At 67.1% G+C, this 16,712-nt stretch carries 14 protein-coding genes; 3 read left to right on the forward strand and 11 right to left on the reverse strand.

Annotated elements, in window-relative coordinates; genetic code table 11:
* Nucleotides 1-80 precede the first annotated feature (80 nt).
* From ACUZUJ_RS17635 to gap, 8 genes are all read right to left on the reverse strand, one after another.
* Nucleotides 81-1,223: a hypothetical protein gene (locus ACUZUJ_RS17635; protein WP_049442694.1), complete on the reverse strand. Its 1,143-nt coding sequence runs from the start codon at nt 1,221-1,223 to the stop codon at nt 81-83.
* A gap of 129 nt (nt 1,224-1,352) precedes the next feature.
* Nucleotides 1,353-2,357: a class I fructose-bisphosphate aldolase gene (locus ACUZUJ_RS17640; protein WP_006465625.1), complete on the reverse strand. Its 1,005-nt coding sequence runs from the start codon at nt 2,355-2,357 to the stop codon at nt 1,353-1,355.
* Between the two features lie 196 nt (nt 2,358-2,553).
* On the reverse strand, nt 2,554-4,020 hold the full coding sequence (gene pyk / locus ACUZUJ_RS17645; protein ID WP_049442695.1) for a pyruvate kinase: 1,467 nt from the start codon (nt 4,018-4,020) through the stop codon (nt 2,554-2,556).
* 174 nt (nt 4,021-4,194) lie between these two features.
* Nucleotides 4,195-4,848, reverse strand: a complete 654-nt coding sequence (locus ACUZUJ_RS17650) for an HAD hydrolase-like protein (RefSeq protein WP_014038298.1) — start codon at nt 4,846-4,848, stop codon at nt 4,195-4,197.
* Nucleotides 4,845-6,020: a phosphoglycerate kinase gene (locus ACUZUJ_RS17655; RefSeq protein WP_049442696.1), complete on the reverse strand. Its 1,176-nt coding sequence runs from the start codon at nt 6,018-6,020 to the stop codon at nt 4,845-4,847. The genes ACUZUJ_RS17650 and ACUZUJ_RS17655 overlap by 4 nt, the downstream gene beginning before the upstream one ends.
* 581 nt (nt 6,021-6,601) lie before the next feature.
* The gene (locus tag ACUZUJ_RS17660; RefSeq protein ID WP_510468050.1) at nt 6,602-7,978 is read right to left on the reverse strand and encodes a DUF3999 domain-containing protein; all 1,377 of its coding nucleotides are present in this window, start codon (nt 7,976-7,978) and stop codon (nt 6,602-6,604) included.
* Nucleotides 7,975-10,653 carry a DUF2339 domain-containing protein gene (locus ACUZUJ_RS17665; protein ID WP_458220745.1) on the reverse strand — a complete coding sequence of 893 codons (2,679 nt, stop codon included), beginning with the start codon at nt 10,651-10,653 and terminating at the stop codon, nt 7,975-7,977. The genes ACUZUJ_RS17660 and ACUZUJ_RS17665 overlap by 4 nt, the downstream gene beginning before the upstream one ends.
* Before the next feature lie 125 nt (nt 10,654-10,778).
* The gene (gene gap, locus ACUZUJ_RS17670) at nt 10,779-11,783 is read right to left on the reverse strand and encodes a type I glyceraldehyde-3-phosphate dehydrogenase (protein ID WP_049465610.1); all 1,005 of its coding nucleotides are present in this window, start codon (nt 11,781-11,783) and stop codon (nt 10,779-10,781) included.
* Between the two features lie 193 nt (nt 11,784-11,976).
* Between gap and ACUZUJ_RS17675 the strand changes: the two genes are divergently transcribed.
* The 3 genes from ACUZUJ_RS17675 (at nt 11,977) to ACUZUJ_RS17685 (ending at nt 14,469) form a co-directional block, all read left to right on the forward strand.
* On the forward strand, nt 11,977-12,606 hold the full coding sequence (locus tag ACUZUJ_RS17675; protein ID WP_049442699.1) for an OmpW/AlkL family protein: 630 nt from the start codon (nt 11,977-11,979) through the stop codon (nt 12,604-12,606).
* 232 nt (nt 12,607-12,838) lie between these two features.
* The gene (locus ACUZUJ_RS17680) at nt 12,839-13,657 is read left to right on the forward strand and encodes a S1/P1 nuclease (protein WP_101766004.1); all 819 of its coding nucleotides are present in this window, start codon (nt 12,839-12,841) and stop codon (nt 13,655-13,657) included.
* An 11-nt stretch (nt 13,658-13,668) separates the two neighbouring features.
* Complete coding sequence (locus ACUZUJ_RS17685) at nt 13,669-14,469, forward strand: MBL fold metallo-hydrolase (protein WP_049442701.1); 801 nt, start codon at nt 13,669-13,671, stop codon at nt 14,467-14,469.
* 53 nt (nt 14,470-14,522) lie between these two features.
* On the opposite strand, the gene ACUZUJ_RS17690 is transcribed toward ACUZUJ_RS17685, so the two are convergent.
* From ACUZUJ_RS17690 to ACUZUJ_RS17700, 3 genes are read right to left on the reverse strand one after another with little or no spacing between them, the layout of a single operon-like run.
* A complete protein-coding gene (locus tag ACUZUJ_RS17690) occupies nt 14,523-15,086 on the reverse strand; it encodes a hypothetical protein (RefSeq protein WP_049442702.1) in 564 nt (187 codons plus the stop codon).
* Nucleotides 15,083-16,324 (reverse strand): M56 family metallopeptidase, encoded by a 1,242-nt coding sequence (locus ACUZUJ_RS17695; protein WP_049442703.1) that lies wholly within the window; start codon nt 16,322-16,324, stop codon nt 15,083-15,085. Before ACUZUJ_RS17695 ends, ACUZUJ_RS17690 begins: the two co-directional genes overlap by 4 nt.
* Nucleotides 16,317-16,682: a BlaI/MecI/CopY family transcriptional regulator gene (locus ACUZUJ_RS17700; protein ID WP_012481135.1), complete on the reverse strand. Its 366-nt coding sequence runs from the start codon at nt 16,680-16,682 to the stop codon at nt 16,317-16,319. Before ACUZUJ_RS17700 ends, ACUZUJ_RS17695 begins: the two co-directional genes overlap by 8 nt.
* Between the last annotated feature and the right edge of the window lie 30 nt (nt 16,683-16,712).

The following is a 16,712-nucleotide window of genomic DNA, read 5'->3' on the forward strand; positions in this document are numbered from 1 at the left end:
CGAGCAAAAGAAAAGGCCGGGCATTGCCCGGCCTTTTCCGTTGCACCATTGTCCTCATCCACGCGCGGCGTGGATCACGCTCAACGGCTGGCGGCTTCCACCGCGGCGGCGTCATCGGCCACGGCGGCCGCGTCGGCAGCCGCACGTGCCGCGGAGGCCGCAGCCCCATCGGCGCTGGCGCCATCCACCTGCACGCGCACTTCCACCATGCCCGCACCATTGTTCAGGCTGGACACGTCGACCGTGTAGTGACCGGCCGGCAGGGTCTCTTCCAGGCGCGAATTGGTACCGTTGCCACCGTCATCATCGGTCAGTTCGACATCGCCACCGACCACGCGCAGCACGGTATCGACCTGGCTGGAGATCGCATCCAGGCGCACATCGGCCGGGCGGTCCAGCGACAGCAGGAAGCGGCGGCGGCCATCGTTGTCGAGCATCGTGTACACACTGCCCGACTTCGGCAGCGCCGTGCCATCGCGCTCGACCAGATTACCGGGCAGCTCGATGCGGTTGGCCGACAGGGTGAACATGCCCGTGACACCGTCGCCGAGGCCACGCGCGGTCAGGGTGTACTTGCCCGGCTTCAGCGACAAGGTCAGGCGCGAGTTGGTGCTGTCGCCACCGTCGTCATTCTCGGCATCCACGCCCTGGCCCGACAGCTTCAGCACCGGATCGAAGACGTCCGACACCAGGCGGATCTCGTACAGGCCGGCCTTGTCCACCTGCAGGGTGTAGTCCTGGGAACCACCGGCCAGCATGTCGACGATCTCGCCACCACCCGCCAGCGGCCTGCCGTCATACGGCACCAGCTTCTCGGCGCGCAGGCGGTACGGACCGTAATCGGTCGAGCCGTTGGCGTTGACCGCCACCTGATAGGTGCCGCCACCGTTGGCACGGAAGGCCAGCGAGACATCTCCTTCGCGCTCGTAGCCGGTGTTGCTGCTGGCCACCAGGCTGCCGTTGCTGAACACGGCGATCGAGCCGCTCAGCGAACCGGTCAGTTTCAGCCCGACCAGCTGCTTGTCTTCCAGCTTGATCTGGTAGAGCTGGTGGTGGCTGCCGTCGTTGTAGTTGATGCCGCTGCGCGAGGTGATCTCGCCGGACACCGGCTTGTCGAAATCGAGTGACGCGGCCTTGCCCGCATCCGCGCCGCCGCCGATGCGGTTGCAACCGCCGGCGACCAGGACCGTGGCAACGGCCAGTGTGATTGCTGCCAAACGCATGTTGTTTCTCCTTGGCCTTCCATGTGGTTCCCGCATGCCGGCCGGGCACGTGGGGGCGGAAAAGATACCCGCAAAAGCAAACGCCGGCGTAAAGCCGGCGTTGCCCTGTTCATCCTGCAAGGGAACGGATCAACCGTTCCACTTGCCCAGCGCGGCCAGGCCGTTGTCCTTGGCGCGCTCGTACACGGTCTTCTGGGCGGCAGCGTAGTTGCCCTTCATGTCCTTGGCCCACAGCTTCAGCGCGGCCTGCTGCATGGCGCGGCCGTAGGAGAAGCTCAGCGGCCACGGCAGGTTGCCCAGCTGGTTCATCGCGTTCAGGTGCTCGGTGGACTGCTCGTCGCTCTGGCCACCGGACAGGAACACCACGCCCGGCAGGATCGCCGGCACGGTGCTCTTCAGGCACATAACGGTCGACTCGGCCACTTCCTCGACGTCGGCCTGCTCATCGCAGCCCTTGCCGGAGATGACCATCGAGGCCTTCAGGATGGTGCCTTCCAGCAACACGTTCTGCTGGTACAGGGCATCGAACAGCGAACGCAGGGTGGCTTCGGTGACTTCGTAGCAGGTCTCGATGTCGTGGTCGCCGTCCATGATCACTTCCGGCTCGACCATCGGCACCAGGCCGCATTCCTGGCACAGCGCCGCATAGCGGGCCAGCGCGTGGGCGTTGGACTCGATGCAGGTACCCGACGGGATGCTCTCGCCGATGTTGATGACCGCACGCCACTTGGCGAAGCGCGCACCCAGCTTGTAGTACTCCTGCAGACGCTCGCGCAGGCCGTCGAGGCCTTCGGTGACCAGCTCGCCCGGGCAGCCGGCCAGCGGGTGCGCACCCTTGTCCACCTTGATGCCCGGAATCATGCCGTGGTCGGCCATGTACTTGGCGAACGGCACGCCGTCCTTGGTCGACTGGCGGATGGTTTCGTCGTACAGGATGGCGCCGGAAATGTGCTCGTTGAGCTTCGGCGTGGTCAGCAGCAGCTCGCGGTAGGCGCGACGGTTCTCCTCGGTGTTCTCGATACCGACGCCGGCGAAACGCTTGGCGATGGTAGCGGTGGATTCGTCGATCGCGATGATGCCCTTGCCCGGGGCGACCATGGCCTGGGCGGTTTCAGCCAGCTGTTCGATGCTCATGTATTTCCTGTGGCGGGTGCGGGAAAAACGTAAGTATAGCCCCGCTGCCCGTTGCCTCGCCGTGGAGGACAGGATGGAAACGCTTCCACGCTGGCGCAGGACAAAAGTTGTCCTGCGGCATGGGGCCGGAGCCCCTGCGGGGATCTGACCCTGGGGTCGGACCCGCAACGCGGCTCCGACCCCGGGCCAACACTACTTACAGATCGCCCAGGCCGCTGGCGCGGCCATCTTCGCCCACTTCCAGCAGGCGCAGGGTGTTGGTTGCACCCAGGGTCTCCATGTGCTCGCCGCTGGTGAACACGACACGGTCACCGGCCTGCAGCAGCTCGGATTCGACCAGCAGGCGGATGCTGCCGCGCGCGGCTTCGCGCGGGGTCAGGCCGCGGCTGTCGAAGTTGATCGGGTAGACATCGCGCATCAGCGCCATCTGGCGACGCGCGCCGTCATGGCGGGTCACCGCGAACACCGGCGCCTTGGCGCGGAAACGCGACAGGTAGCGCGCGGTGCCGCCGGATTCGGTCATCGCCACGATCGCACGCACGCCCACGTGCTGCGACAGGAACATGGTAGCCATGGCAATCGCCTGGTCGGCACGTTCCAGGTTGCGCGGCGAGGCGTTGAAGTCGGTCTCGGTCTGGAACTGGCGCTCGGCCCCCAGGCAGATGCGCGCCATCGCTTCCACGGCCTTGACCGGATAGGCACCAGCGGCGGTTTCCGCCGACAGCATCACCGCATCGGTACCGTCGATGACCGAGTTGGCCACGTCCAGCACTTCGGCGCGGGTCGGGATCGGGCTTTCCACCATCGACTGCAGCATCTGCGTGGCGGTGATCACCACCTTGTTCTGCGCCAGCGAGGCCTTGATGATCTTCTTCTGCAGGCCCGGCAGCTCGGCATCGCCGATTTCCACGCCGAGGTCGCCACGGGCGACCATCACCACGTCGCTGGCCTCGACGATTTCTTCCAGGTTCTCGATCGCTTCGGTACGTTCGATCTTCGACACCAGCGCGGCATCGCAGCCGTGCGAACGGGCGATGTCACGCGCGTCGTTCATGTCCTGCGCGTTGCGGCAGAACGACACGGCAATGAAGTCGACGCCGATCTTGGCAACGATGCCGATCAGTTCCTTGTCGCGCTCGGTCAGCGCGCCCAGCGACAGGCCACCGCCCTGCTTGTTCAGGCCCTTGCGGTCGGACAGCACGCCATCGTTGAGCACGGTGTTGACGATGCGGTCGCCCTGCACTTCCACCACCTGCAACTGCATCAGGCCGTCGTCGAGCAGCAGCACATCACCCGGGCCCACGTCCTGCGGCAGGCCGAGGTAGCTCACGCCCACCTGGCTGGCCGTGCCCGGGCCGGCGTTCTCGCTGGCGATCAGGTCGAAGCGGTCGCCCGCCTTCAGTTGCACCTTGCCTTCGGCGAAGCGCTCGATGCGGATCTTCGGGCCCGGCAGGTCGGCCAGGATGCCCACTTCCACGCCCACGCGGGCCGCAGCAGCACGCACTTCGGCGGCACGCTTGGCCTGGCCGGACGGATCGCCATGGCTGAAGTTCAGGCGCACCACATTGACGCCGGCGCGGAACAGATCCTCCAGCACGCCCGGCGGATCAGTGGCCGGACCGAGGGTGGCAAGGATCTTGGTGCGACGCTGACGCTCGAACATGGTGGATGGGCCTCTCCCGTTAAAGAACGGAAATTAGCACATCCTTCACGCCGCATGTATACGGTTACAGCCTTGTGCTGCCTGACTCCGCGGGTCATGGAACGGACATGGTCCGGACATACGCTGGCGCAGGGAGTTCGGTAGAGCCGAGCCCATGCTCGGCTCTACAGGGGACTAGGCCAGCAGCGTTTCCAGCTGTACCGGCTCACGGGCGAGCTGGCCAGCACCGGCGGCAGTGAGTTCCTCCTCACCACCAAAGCCCCACAGCACGCCGACGCTGCGCAGGCCGTGATGGCGCGCGCCTTCGATGTCCATGCGGCGGTCGCCGATCATCCAGCACTGCGCAGGCTGCACCTGCAACCGACGCAATGCTTCGCCGACCAGTTCCGGCTTGTGGCTGCGCGAGCCATCCAGGGTCGAACCAACGATCTCCTCAAACAGCCCGCCGAACGGCAGGTGGGCGAGGATGCGACGCGCGTGCGGCTCGTTCTTGGCAGTGACCACCGCCAGGCGGTGGCCACGGCCATGCAACGTGCGCAGGGTGTCTTCCACCTGCGGGTACACCGTGTGCTCGCGCCAGCCTTCGGCGTCGAAGCGTTCACGGTAGTAGCCCACCGCCTGTTCCACCCGCGCCGGTTCGACGAACAGCGGCGCGAAGGTGGTGCGCAGCGATGGACCGATCCAGCCCAGCAGCGTTTCCTGCGGCGGCACCGGATGGTCCATCTTCTGCAGCGCATAGGCGATGCAGGCGGTGATGCCCACCTGCGAATCGATCAGCGTGCCGTCGAGGTCGAAGAACAGGACATCCTTGCTGCGGTCGGCACTCATGCGCCGCGCGCGTCGAGCGCGGCGACGGCCGGCAGGGTCTTGCCTTCCAGGAACTCCAGGAACGCACCACCGCCGGTGGAGATGTAGCTGACCTGCTTGGCGATATCGAACTTGTCCACCGCCGCCAGGGTGTCACCACCGCCGGCGATGGAGAATGCCGGCGAGCTGGCGATGGCGCGGGCCAGCGCTTCGGTGCCCTTGCTGAAGGCTTCGAACTCGAACACGCCGACCGGGCCGTTCCAGACCACGGTGCCGGCCTTCCCGATCAGCTGCGCGTACTGCGCAGCGGTCTGCGGGCCGATGTCCAGGATCAGATCGTCCTCGGCGACGGCGTCGACCGCCTTCACTTCGGCAACAGCATCCGGCATGAACTGCTTGGCGGTGACCACGTCGACCGGCAGCGGGATATCGGCGCCACGCGCCTTGGCGTCGGCCACGATCTTCTTCGCGGTGTCCAGCAGGTCCGGCTCGTACAGCGACTTGCCGACCTTGTAGCCGGCGGCAGCGATGAAGGTGTTGGCGATGCCACCACCGACGATCAGCTGGTCGACCTTGCCGACCAGGTTGGCCAGCAGTTCCAGCTTGGTGCTGACCTTGCTGCCGGCGACGATGGCCAGCAGCGGCTTGGCCGGTGCGTCCAACGCCTGCGCCAGCGCGTCCAGCTCGGCCATCAGCAGCGGGCCACCGGCCGCCACCGGGGCGAAGCGGATGACGCCATGGGTCGAGGCCTGCGCGCGGTGCGCGGTACCGAAAGCATCCATCACGAACACATCGCACAGGGCGGCGTACTTCTTCGACAGGGCTTCGTCGTCCTTGCCCTCGCCGACATTCATGCGGCAGTTTTCCAGCAGCACCAACTGGCCCGGCTGCACGTCGACACCGTCGACCCAGTCACGCACCAGCGGAACCTCGCGGCCCAGCAGCTCGGACAGCCGCTGCGCGACCGGCGCCAGCGAGTCTGCCTCGCTCCACACGCCTTCCTTCGGGCGCCCCAGGTGCGAGGTGACCATCACCGCCGCACCCTGCTCCAGCGCGCGCTTGAGCGTCGGCAGCGAAGCGGTGATGCGCTGTTCGGAAGTGATGCGGCCATTCTCGATCGGCACGTTCAGATCCTGGCGGATCAGCACGCGCTTGCCGGAGAGGTCGAGGTCGGTCATGCGGACGATGGACATGGGCAACTCTTTGGCTCAGGGACGGGATGCCGGGTACGGCAGACGGCCATTGTATCGCGGGTGGTGGGAGGGCCGATGCCTGCGGCAGGCAGAGGCGCAGGGCAACAGCAACAGCAACGGCAACGGCCAAAGCCAAGGCGCTGGCGCCTTGCGATGCTTTGGGTGGGCCGAGGCGGTGTGGGCTGGCAGGGGACGCCGTGAATCCGTCCTTGGAGGCTTGGCAGCCGCATCCATGCGGCTGACACCCCTGCCAGCCCACACCACCCCGGCCTCGACAGGTTCATGTGGCGGAGCGGATGGCAAAGGCAGAAGCGGTTTCTGATGTCGGTTGGAAAAGGAAGGGGTCAGATCCGTTTTCCTGCGGAAAACGGATCTGACCCCGAGGGCCGTCGAGCGAAGCGACCCGCTTCCGCTCTTGCTCTTCTTCTTTCTCTTCCGTGGATGGACGCACACGGAAACTGTCAGAGGCCGGGCGGGGTGGGTTCGCGGCGTCCCCCGCGAACCCACCCCGCCCGGCCAAGCGCGGCTGTTGCTTTACACGACCAACCCCACCCACGAGGGGCTGCGCCGTTCGCTGGAACCTATTCCGAAGGCGCAGGCTTCTGCCGAAGCAGGCTGAGCGCCAGGCCACCCACCACCAGCACACCCAGCCCCAACAACGCCCACAGCAACCACGCCTTCCAATCGTGCTGCGGCTTCAGCGCCGCATCGCCCGCCAGCGGCTCCGGGCTGCCTTCCAGTCGCGCCAGCGTCGGCTGCCACGACGGATCATTGCGCTGCCGCAGCTCTTCGATCAGCACCCCGATCGGCGCGTCCGTGCGGTGTGCGGTCGCGCTACCCACCGCCAGTGCGTAGGGCGCTGCCCCCTGGCTCAGGAACACCAGCACTTCCGGCTGGTAGCCCAGGCGCAGTGTCGGCGCGGTGGCGGTTTCCGCCGGATTCGCCACCAGCTTCCAGTAGCGGTCGCGGTGCACGCCGCCCAGCGGCTGCGCCGCCGACTGCTGGCGCTGGCCCTGCGTGCCCTGCTGCACCTGGTACGCGATCCACGGCGCGCTGCGGCGCTGCCACTCCGCACTCTCATCATCGCGGCTGAACAGCGTCCATTGCACCAGGCTGTTGTCGGTGCTGGCCACATCGGCGCGCGCCACCGGGAACCGGCCATCCATCTCGAAGGTGTACTCGCCCTTGCCCTTCGACGTCGGCTCCAGCGACAGCCATTCCCACGGCAGCGTCGCCGGCGCTGGCGGCAATTCCGCCAGTACGCCACGCAGGGTCGGCAGGCGCGAATCGCCCTGCGCCAGGATGCGCAGGTAGCGTGCAGTGCCGTCCACCTGCAGGCGGCGCTGCAGCAGGCGCTTGCCGGCGCGCTGCAGATCCACCAGGGGCACGTCGCTGCCAATCGAGCGCCAGTGCTGCAGGTTGTCGCTGGCGTCCAGCTGCACCTGTGCCTGCAGTGGCTGCCCGCTGTCGGCCCAGTCCAGCACCAGCGCTGCCAGCGGCTGCTGGTCGAGCATGCTGGCGTCGATCAGCCAACCACCCTGCCCGTTCGCCACCGTCCCGCCACTCACCCGTGCCTCGACCCGGCGCACGCGGCCATCGGTATCGCGTTCGGTAAGCAGCTGCAGGTCGTTGCGCTGGGCATCGGCCAGCGGCGGCAACGCGAACCACGGCAGTTCACGCTGCACCGGCGGTTGCGCCAGCGGCTGGTCCGGTGCCAGCAGTGCCGACGGCAACAACTGGCTGGCCGCGTTGAACACCTGCAGATCGCTGAGGTCGGGGCTCACGGCTCGGCGGTAGATCGCCGGCTCCAGCACGATGCGGTAAGCACCGGACTGCGCGCTGGACAACGTCAGCGGCCATTGCTCGGCATATTGCGTGCGGTAGTCGGCCGCCTGCACCACGACGGCGGCCAGCATGCCGAACATCGCCGGCAGCAGCGCCCTGCTCCACTTCCTCATTGCTTTTCCTCCACGGACGGCGCCGCGCTCGGCGGTGCCGGTGCCAGATAACCCACAACCGTGCACAGCAGGCCATAGGCGATGAACGATGCGATGCCCAGCAGATTGCCCAGGTGCTGGCGATCGACAACAACCAGCTTGGCCAGCACCACGCCCATCAGCACGGCACCGACCATCCACAACACACGCTGGCCACGACGCGAACCCCACACCCAGGCAATCACGCCCAGCACGCTCCACAACACGGTCAGGCTGGTCTGCGCCAGGCTGAAGCGCATCATCGACGCGTTCCAGGTCAGCCCCCCCCACTGGTGCACGCCATGCAGCACCAGGCTGGTCAGTGCGACGAAGGCCGCCAGTGCCAGCAGCGGCATGCGGATGTTCAGCAATGCCTGCGGCGCCTGTGGTCGCTGATCGCCGTACAGCCAGCGCGCCAGCAGAAGCAGGCTCAACCACTGGCCGATCTCGGCCGGATTCAGCACCGGCAGCCACAACAGCGGCGCGGCGTCGCCCGGCAGCAGCTGGCCGAACAACCATCCGATCGACAACAGGCCGAACAGCACGCATTGCAGCGGCACGCGCACGCTGTCGAAGGCCTGCCCCAGCGGCCAGCGCAGCGCGTTCCAGCGCCACAGCGACAGCGCCGCCATCAGCAGCCACGGCAAGGTCACCAGCAGGGTGGTCCAGCCCTGCGCCAGATCGGCTTCGCCACCGCCCCACAGGGCCAGCAGCGAAAGCAGCGACGGCCACAGCAGCCACCACAGGAACTGCGCGATGCGGGCCACGGTGTCACCGCCCTTGCGCAGGCACAGCAGGGTACGCACGCCCAGCACCGCGAACACCGCCCAGGCCAGCGCGCCGTAGCCGGCGAACGGCTGGTGGTGCGCATCGCTCTGCATCAGCGCCAGCGGGAAGCCCAGCGCGAGCATGGCCAGTGCGGTCACGCCCAGCGCACGCGCCGGCTGGCGACGCTGCACTTCGGCGGCCAGCCAGGCAGTGACCGCAGCCAGCACCAGCAACGCGTCCACTTCGGTGCGGTAGGGGAAGAAGCGGGTGATCTCATGGACCAGGCCGCCCAACCACCACAGCAGGCCCCACAGGTAATACACCAGTGCGACCTCATGACGCGGCCTGCGCTGATAGCTCCACGCCGACGCGAAGCCGGCCAGGGCCAGCAACAGCGCGCCAATGGCGGTCGGGTTGATCAGGAAGCGCAGGTCTTCGTGCCAGTGGTCACCGCCGGCAACGAAGGCGAACGCGGCGCCGATCTGCAGCAACGCTCCGGACACCTGCGGCAGCCAGCGCTTCTGGCGCAGCCCCAACCAGGCCAGGCCTGCACCTTCCAGTGCAAACACGGCACCGGTGGCGCGCGCCGACAATGCCAGCGGCACCGCCAGCGTGGCGAAGCCCACCGCCAGCACCGCATGCGACTGCGCCAGCACGGTGTACGACGCACGCGCGATCAGCGCACGCGCCAGCACCGCGTAGATCGCGGCCAGGCCCAGCGCGCACAGTGCCAGCGTCATCGGCTGCTCGTGCAGCATGCCCGCCTGCAGCGAGAACGCGACCAGCGGCGTGCCGAACACCAGGCTGCCATCGATCAGGTCGCGCCGGCCGGCCGGCTGGCGGCGCGCGTACAGCAGCGGTATCAGCAGGTAGAACACGAAGAACAGCACCAGGAACGGCTCGGTGCTGCTGAACTTGTCCGGTGCGTACTGCAGCACGCCCCAGAACGTGCCGATGCCGAAGGTGAAGGCGAAGCCCAGCAGGTTCAGCGCGCGCCATGGGCGGAACCAGGCGATGGCGAAGATGCTCGCATTGAGCACGGCGTAATAGCTGAACAGCCCCACGTGGTTGCCACTGCCGGTGGACAGCCACAGCGGTGCCATGAAGCCGGCCAGGATGCCCAGCACGGCCAGCGTGCGCGAGTTCTGCACCACCGCCAGCACGCACAGCCCGGCCACCAGTGCAATGGAGCTGACGAAGGCAAAGCCCGGGGGAATCAGGTCGAAGCGCTTGAATGCCGCGAAGATGGTCAGCAGCAGCACGCCGATGGCACCGCCCTGCAACGCCAGCGCAAACAGGCGCCGGCGCTCGCGCTGGTGCCAGCCGAAGGCCAGCAGGCCCAGCGCACCCACGGTGATGCCGGCCAGGCGCAGCTCGATCGGCAACACCAGCCAGCCTTGGTCGCTGACGTACTTCAGCAGTGCCGCGACACCGGCCAGCAGCACCAGCATGCCGATCTTGACCGGCACGTTGCCTTCGGTAAACCAGCGCTTGACCGCACCGATGCCGCGCTCGATGGCGTTGGGCAGTGCCGGTTCGGAAGGCAGCGGCGGCTGCACCGGAACGGGTGGTACCGGCGGTGGCGCAGCAGGTCGGGGAACAGGCGCCTCGGTCGGCGCTGCGTCGCGCACCGGTGGCTGCGGGGGTTGCGGCGCAGCAGCGGCGACCGGCCGCAGGAACGGTGGATCGGCGCCGGCCGCAGGCGTGGCCACAGGCCGTTCAGGCGCGGGCGCGGTAGCGGCCGGCCTGGCGGTGGCAGGCGCGGCGGCCATGGCGCTTTCCAGCGCCGCGACGCGGCGGCGCAGGCCGGAAATCATCACCAGCGCCACGACCAGCAGCAGCGGGATGGCCAACAGGACCAGTACGACCAGGGCGATCAGTGCTTCCATTGCGTGCTTCCATTGCGTTCCCGCGCCCCAGCGGCAGCGGTCGACCGCCCCATGCTACGACAGGGTGGGTCCCATAAACGACGAACCCCGGCCAGGCCGGGGTCCGTCTACGATCTGCGCCGGCCTTACTTGGCGGCGATGACCTTGGCCATTTCCAGGCACTTGTTCGAGTAGCCCCACTCGTTGTCGTACCAGGTCACCAGCTTGACGAAGGTACCATCCAGGGCGATGCCGGCATCGGCGTCGAACACCGAGGTGCAGGTTTCGCCGCGGAAATCGGTGGCCACGACCTTGTCTTCGGTGTAGCCCAGGATGCCCTTCAGCGGGCCTTCGCTCTGTGCCTTCACTTCAGCGCAGATCTCGGCGTAGGTAGCTTCCTTTTCCAGCTCGACGGTCAGGTCGACCACCGACACGTCCGAGGTCGGGACGCGGAAGCTCATGCCGGTCAGCTTCTTGTTCAGTTCCGGGATGACCACGCCGACGGCCTTGGCCGCACCGGTGGACGAGGGAATGATGTTTTCCAGGATGCCACGGCCGCCGCGCCAGTCCTTGTTGGACGGGCCATCGACGGTCTTCTGGGTGGCGGTGGCCGCATGCACGGTGGTCATCAGGCCACGCTTGATGCCCCACTTGTCGTTGATGACCTTGGCCAGCGGGGCCAGGCAGTTGGTGGTGCACGAGGCGTTGGAGATGATCGCCTGGCCGGCGTAGGTCTTGTCGTTCACGCCGAACACGAACATTGGCGTGTCGTCCTTCGACGGGGCCGACATGATGACCTTCTTGGCACCGGCATCGATGTGCTTCTGCGCGGTTTCCTTGGTCAGGAACAGGCCGGTGGCTTCCAGCACCACGTCGGCGCCGACTTCGTCCCACTTCAGGTTGGCCGGGTCGCGTTCCTGGGTCAGGCGGATCTTCTTGCCATTGACCAGCAGATCGTTGCCCTGCACCGCCACGTCGGCCTTGAAGCGGCCGTGCACGGAGTCGTACTTGAGCATGTACGCCAGATAGTCCGGCTCCAGCAGATCGTTGATGGCCACGATTTCGATGTCGTCGCCGAAGTTCAGCACCGCCGAGCGCAGGACGTTACGCCCGATGCGACCGAAACCGTTGATACCAACCTTGATTGCCATGTTCTCAAGCTCCTGCGGCCGCGACAGGTGCGGCGGGATGGATAGGGCCCACAAGTCTAGCAAACCGGGGCTGGCCACCGTGGGCCGGCCGGGGCCGGCAGCAGGCCGGCGGACAGGATTTGATCCGGATCAAAGCGTTAGCGCGGCGTGAGGCCGACACTGGCCCCATCCACCCAGCAACGAGAACACCCCCATGCGCAAGAGCTCCCCCCTGATCGTGGCCAGCCTGGCCGCCGCCCTGTCGCTCGCCGCCGCCCCGGCCATGGCCCAGTCCAAGGGCGACTGGACCGTCTCGGCCGGCGTCCACCAGGTGGCGCCGAAGTCGAACAACGGCTGGCTGGCCGGCGGCACCCTCAAGGTCGACGTCGACAACGACGTCAAGCCGACCATCACCGGTGAGTACTTCATCGCCGACAACCTGGGTATCGAAGTGCTGGCCGCGCTGCCGTTCAAGCACGACATCAACATCAACGGCCTGGGCCGCGTGGGCAGCACCAAGCAGCTGCCGCCGGTGGTGACCCTGCAGTACCACTTCAACAGCAAGGGCAAGGTGTCGCCGTTCGTCGGCGCGGGCGTGAACTACACGACCTTCTTCAGCGAAGACACCACCGGTGCGCTGGCTGGCAGCAAGCTGAAGCTGCAGGATTCGTGGGGCCTGGCCGCACACGCCGGCGTGGACTTCGCGATCGGCGAGAAGGGCGCACTGCGCGTGGACATGCGCTGGATCGACATCGACAGCAAGGTGAAGTTGAACGGCGAGAAGATCGGCACGGTCAACATCGATCCGCTGGTCTACGGCGCGTCGTACGTCTTCAAGTTCTAAGCGGTGTGTTGAGTGCGGGGGCTTCGCCCCCGCCCCCCCGCTACCAGCAAAACCCTCGCAGCATGTTGCCCCGGTGATTGCCGGGGCTTTTTTTGTTGCTGGGACTGAAGCGGTTCCGGAGCTGGGGCGAGGCGGGGAGCAGAGCCGGGACACGCCGCCCCTCCCGCTGTGCTCCCACTTCGGAACAGGAACGCGCCGCTCCTCAATCCACCTACCCCGCTAGAATGTGCGCATGAAAGCCCTGCACTCCCTCTTCCTCGCCGCCGCCCTGGCGCCGGCCCTGCTGTCCGTCTCCGCCCCCGCCCATGCCTGGGGCGCGCAAGGCCACCGCCTTGTCGCCGAAGTCGCAGACGCCCGACTCACCCCCACCGCCCGCGCCGAAGTGGACCGCCTGCTGGCCATCGAACCGGATGCCACCCTGGCCAGCATCGCGCCGTGGGCCGACCAGCTGCGTGCAAAGGATCCGGGCCTGGGCCGTCGCTCGGCCGGCTGGCACTACGTCAACATCGCCGAAGACAACTGCCATTACGAAGCACCGAAGCACTGCAAGAATGGCAACTGCATCGTCGAGGCCCTGAAGGCACAGAGCGCGATCCTCGGCGATCGCAGCCTGACCGATGGCGAGCGCCTGCAGGCACTGAAGTTCGTCGTGCATCTGGTCGGCGATATCCACCAGCCGATGCACGCCGGTTATGCCCACGACAAGGGCGGCAACGATTTCCAGCTGCAGTTCGGCAACCGTGGTACCAACCTGCATTCACTGTGGGACAGCGGCATGCTCAACACCCGCAAGCTGGACGATGCCGGCTACCTGCCGCTTCTGCAGAGCCAGCGCGCACCGAAGCTGGCGCGCCAGTCCAACCCGCAGCGCGACCCGCAGACGTGGGCCGAAGCCAGCTGCCGCATCTCCATGCAAGCTGGCGTTTATCCGGCCTCGCATAAAATCGGTGACGAATATACCGAGCGCTACCGGCCGCTGGCCGAAGCGCAGCTGCGACTGGCCGGTGAAAACCTGGCGCAGTTGCTGAACCGCGTGCTCGGCACGCGCTGAGGAGGGTTCCGATGCCGGTCCAGGTGCAGTCGTTCTTCCACCGTGACAGCAATACCTTCAGCTACCTGGTCAGCGACCCGGCCAGCGGCGAGGCGGCGCTGATCGACCCGGTCCTGGACTACGACCCGGATACCGACGCCAGCAGCGAATCACCGCTGCGCGCGGCATTGCAGGCCATCGAGCAACAGGGCCTGCAGCTGCGCTGGCTGCTGGAGACGCATGCCCACGCCGACCATGTGTCGGCCGGGCGCCGGCTCAAGCAGCGCTTTCCGCAAGCCACGCTGGCCATCGGTGAGGGCATCCGCGCGGTGCAGGCGACCTTCGCGCCACGCTATGGCCTGCAGCTTCCAGGTGCAGATGAGATCTTCGATCATCTGTTCAGCGATGGCGAGACCTTTGCGCTTGGCGAACTGCGCGGCCAGGTGATCGCCGTGCCCGGCCACACCAGCGACAGCATCGCCTACCTGATCGGCGATGCGCTGTTCACCGGCGACTCGCTGTTCATGCCCGACGGCGGCACTGCCCGCTGCGACTTCCCGGGCGGTGATGCCGCACAGCTGTACCGCTCGATCCAGCGTCTGCTGGCGCTGCCCGATGCCACCCGCGTGTTCGTCTGCCACGACTACGGCCCAGGCGGCCGTGATTTCGCCAACGAAACCACCGTCGGCGAACAGCGCGCGCACAACATCCACGTGCATGACGGCGTGGCCGAGGCGGAGTTCGTCAGCGTGCGCCAGGCACGCGATGCCACGTTGGAAGAACCCAAGCTGATGCAACCGGCGGTGAAGGCCAACATCCAGGGCGGGGCCTGAGGTACGCCGGGCAGAGCCCGGCGCCATCGGTTTCCATCACGGACCGTGAGCGATCATTTTCCCTGCGTCCGCACCACATGCCGGCCCTTCACGATCTCGAAGGTGAAGGCGTACTGCAGGGTCACCGCCACCGGCTCGACCCGTTCGGCGCCGCGACAGTCGCCGCGGTTGGCAGGCACCTTGCCAGCCGCGAAGTGGCAGACCGCTGCGGACGAGTACTTCCACATCGCCACCGCCTCCTGAGCAGCTTGCAGCAGAGGCGCATTCTCGCGTGCAGCCCCTGCGGCGCAGTCCTGGCGATCGGTCAGCGGCATGCTGCGTTCGACGCTGCCCTGCGCATCAACCACCACCTGCAGGCAGATGGTGGTCGGCGCCAGTTCCGCGCGCGGGTCACGATCGCCGACCTCCGGGTCCGGTGCCGCGTACAGCTGTGGCATCCGGTAGCCCTCGGTCGCACCCAGCGAATACACCTGCAACTGTCCACTGCCACCGCCCGCCTGTGGCTGCAGGCGCTGATGGCCGACATTCTCACTGCGGGTATCCACCATGGTCAGCCGCTCCTGGCTCGCGCATCCTGCCAACAGCGCCACCGTCATGAGCAGCGGCGCACACTTCACTTCGCGTCCTCAGCGTCGTCCATGGCGAAGGTGATCGGAATCTTCACCGCCCCTGCAACCGGCTGGCCATGCTTGATCGCCGGCCGATAGGTCCAGCTGCGCGCCGCAGCAATCGAGACCGCATCAAACACACCCGGATTGGTAGCACTGAGCACCTGGACGTCAGTGGGATGGCCCTTGGCGTCCACTTCCACGCGCAGGTTCACCACGCCCACCTGGCGCTGCTCGACCGCAGACTTCGGATAGGACGGCGGTGGCATCTTGTCGACCTGGATCGGACGATCCAGTCCAGCCTTGGCCGCATCTTCTTCCGCAGTCGCGTACGGCTCGACACCGATCCTCGGACTCCCGGCCGTGCCGCCCTGGCTCGCCCACGCCACCGCTCCCATGCCCACGCACAACCCGACCACCAGCACCTGCCCGGACACCCACGGCAATGCCTTCCGCTTGGACTGCTTCAACATGGCAACACGCTCCTTCAACACGGGTTGGCTGCGCCAATGGCAGACCGCGGGCGCAACCGGATGGACCAGCTGCGCCTTCAGCAGCGTGCTGGCGTAGAGGCCGCGCAGCGCCGGCTGCGGGGCCATGGTGCGGGCGTCGCAGGCCAGTTCCTGGTCGCGCAGGAAGCGGCCCGCAGCCCACGGCAGGAGCGGGTGGAACCAGAACACCGCGCGCACCAGCAGCAGCGCCCCATTGGCCCAGTGATCGCCATTGCGCCGGTGGCTGTGCTCGTGCTGCAGGATCAGGCCCTGTTCCTGCGCAGTGAACTGCTGGTCGAAGTCGGGACCGACCACGATCCGTGGGCGCCACAGGCCAACCAGCGCGGGCAGGCCAGGATCGCCGCTGGCCTGCCAGCTGCCATCGGTGCGCGGCTTCAGTGGGCCCATGCATCGTTCGAAACGACGCTGTGCGCGCAGGTCGCGCAGCAGGCAGAGGCCCATGCCCAGCGCCCAGGCCAGCAGCAACAGTCCAGCCCCAGGCACCGACCCACCCGCTCCACCGTCGGTGGCCCCCGGCATCACTTTCAGCGGCAGCGTGGGTACCTGCTGCAACAACGCAACCTGTGGCAACGGCAGCATCAGTGCCACCAGCAGCATCGGCAGCAGCCACCAGCTGCGGTAGGCCAACCCAGCGCCCCCCATCCGCACCAGCAATGGCCGCAGCATCGCCAGCAGGACCACCCCCACTGCCAGCCACAGGCTGGCCTGCCACAGTCCGTCGAGCAGCTCAGTCATGGTCCAGCTCCTGGATAAGCTTCTTCAGTTCGGCGATGTCCTGCGCGCTCAACTGGCCGCGCTCGCTGAAGTGCGCCACCAACGGCGCCACGCGTCCTTCGAACACACGGCCAATGAAGTCCTGGCTCTGCGCCTCCACCCACGCCTGGCGCTGCAGCAGCGGCCGGTACAGGTAGCGTCGGCCATCGCGCTCGGCGGCGATCGCGCCCTTGGTCAGCAGGCGGTTGAGCAGGGTCTTGATGGTCGGCTCGGCCCAGTCACGATGGGCCAGCGCGGCCACTACCTCGTCGGCGCTACGCGGTGCCTGCTGCCACAGCACCTCCATCACAACGGCTTCGGCTTCGCTGATCGGGGTCATTGTTTACATCCGTAATCGACGTTTCGATTA

The organism is Stenotrophomonas sp. S4 (assembly GCF_054187805.2).

Coding starts and splice junctions, on each gene's coding strand:
- ACUZUJ_RS17680 (WP_101766004.1), top strand. CDS start 12,839: ATGAAAGCCCTGCACTCCCTCTTCCTCGCCGCCGCCCTGGCGCCGGCC.
- ACUZUJ_RS17660 (WP_510468050.1), bottom strand. CDS start 7,978: ATGAGGAAGTGGAGCAGGGCGCTGCTGCCGGCGATGTTCGGCATGCTG.
- ACUZUJ_RS17635 (WP_049442694.1), bottom strand. CDS start 1,223: ATGCGTTTGGCAGCAATCACACTGGCCGTTGCCACGGTCCTGGTCGCC.
- ACUZUJ_RS17675 (WP_049442699.1), top strand. CDS start 11,977: ATGCGCAAGAGCTCCCCCCTGATCGTGGCCAGCCTGGCCGCCGCCCTG.
- pyk (WP_049442695.1), bottom strand. CDS start 4,020: ATGTTCGAGCGTCAGCGTCGCACCAAGATCCTTGCCACCCTCGGTCCG.
- ACUZUJ_RS17695 (WP_049442703.1), bottom strand. CDS start 16,324: ATGACTGAGCTGCTCGACGGACTGTGGCAGGCCAGCCTGTGGCTGGCA.
- ACUZUJ_RS17650 (WP_014038298.1), bottom strand. CDS start 4,848: ATGAGTGCCGACCGCAGCAAGGATGTCCTGTTCTTCGACCTCGACGGC.
- ACUZUJ_RS17685 (WP_049442701.1), top strand. CDS start 13,669: ATGCCGGTCCAGGTGCAGTCGTTCTTCCACCGTGACAGCAATACCTTC.
- ACUZUJ_RS17640 (WP_006465625.1), bottom strand. CDS start 2,357: ATGAGCATCGAACAGCTGGCTGAAACCGCCCAGGCCATGGTCGCCCCG.
- ACUZUJ_RS17665 (WP_458220745.1), bottom strand. CDS start 10,653: ATGGAAGCACTGATCGCCCTGGTCGTACTGGTCCTGTTGGCCATCCCG.
- ACUZUJ_RS17700 (WP_012481135.1), bottom strand. CDS start 16,682: ATGACCCCGATCAGCGAAGCCGAAGCCGTTGTGATGGAGGTGCTGTGG.
- ACUZUJ_RS17655 (WP_049442696.1), bottom strand. CDS start 6,020: ATGTCCATCGTCCGCATGACCGACCTCGACCTCTCCGGCAAGCGCGTG.
- gap (WP_049465610.1), bottom strand. CDS start 11,783: ATGGCAATCAAGGTTGGTATCAACGGTTTCGGTCGCATCGGGCGTAAC.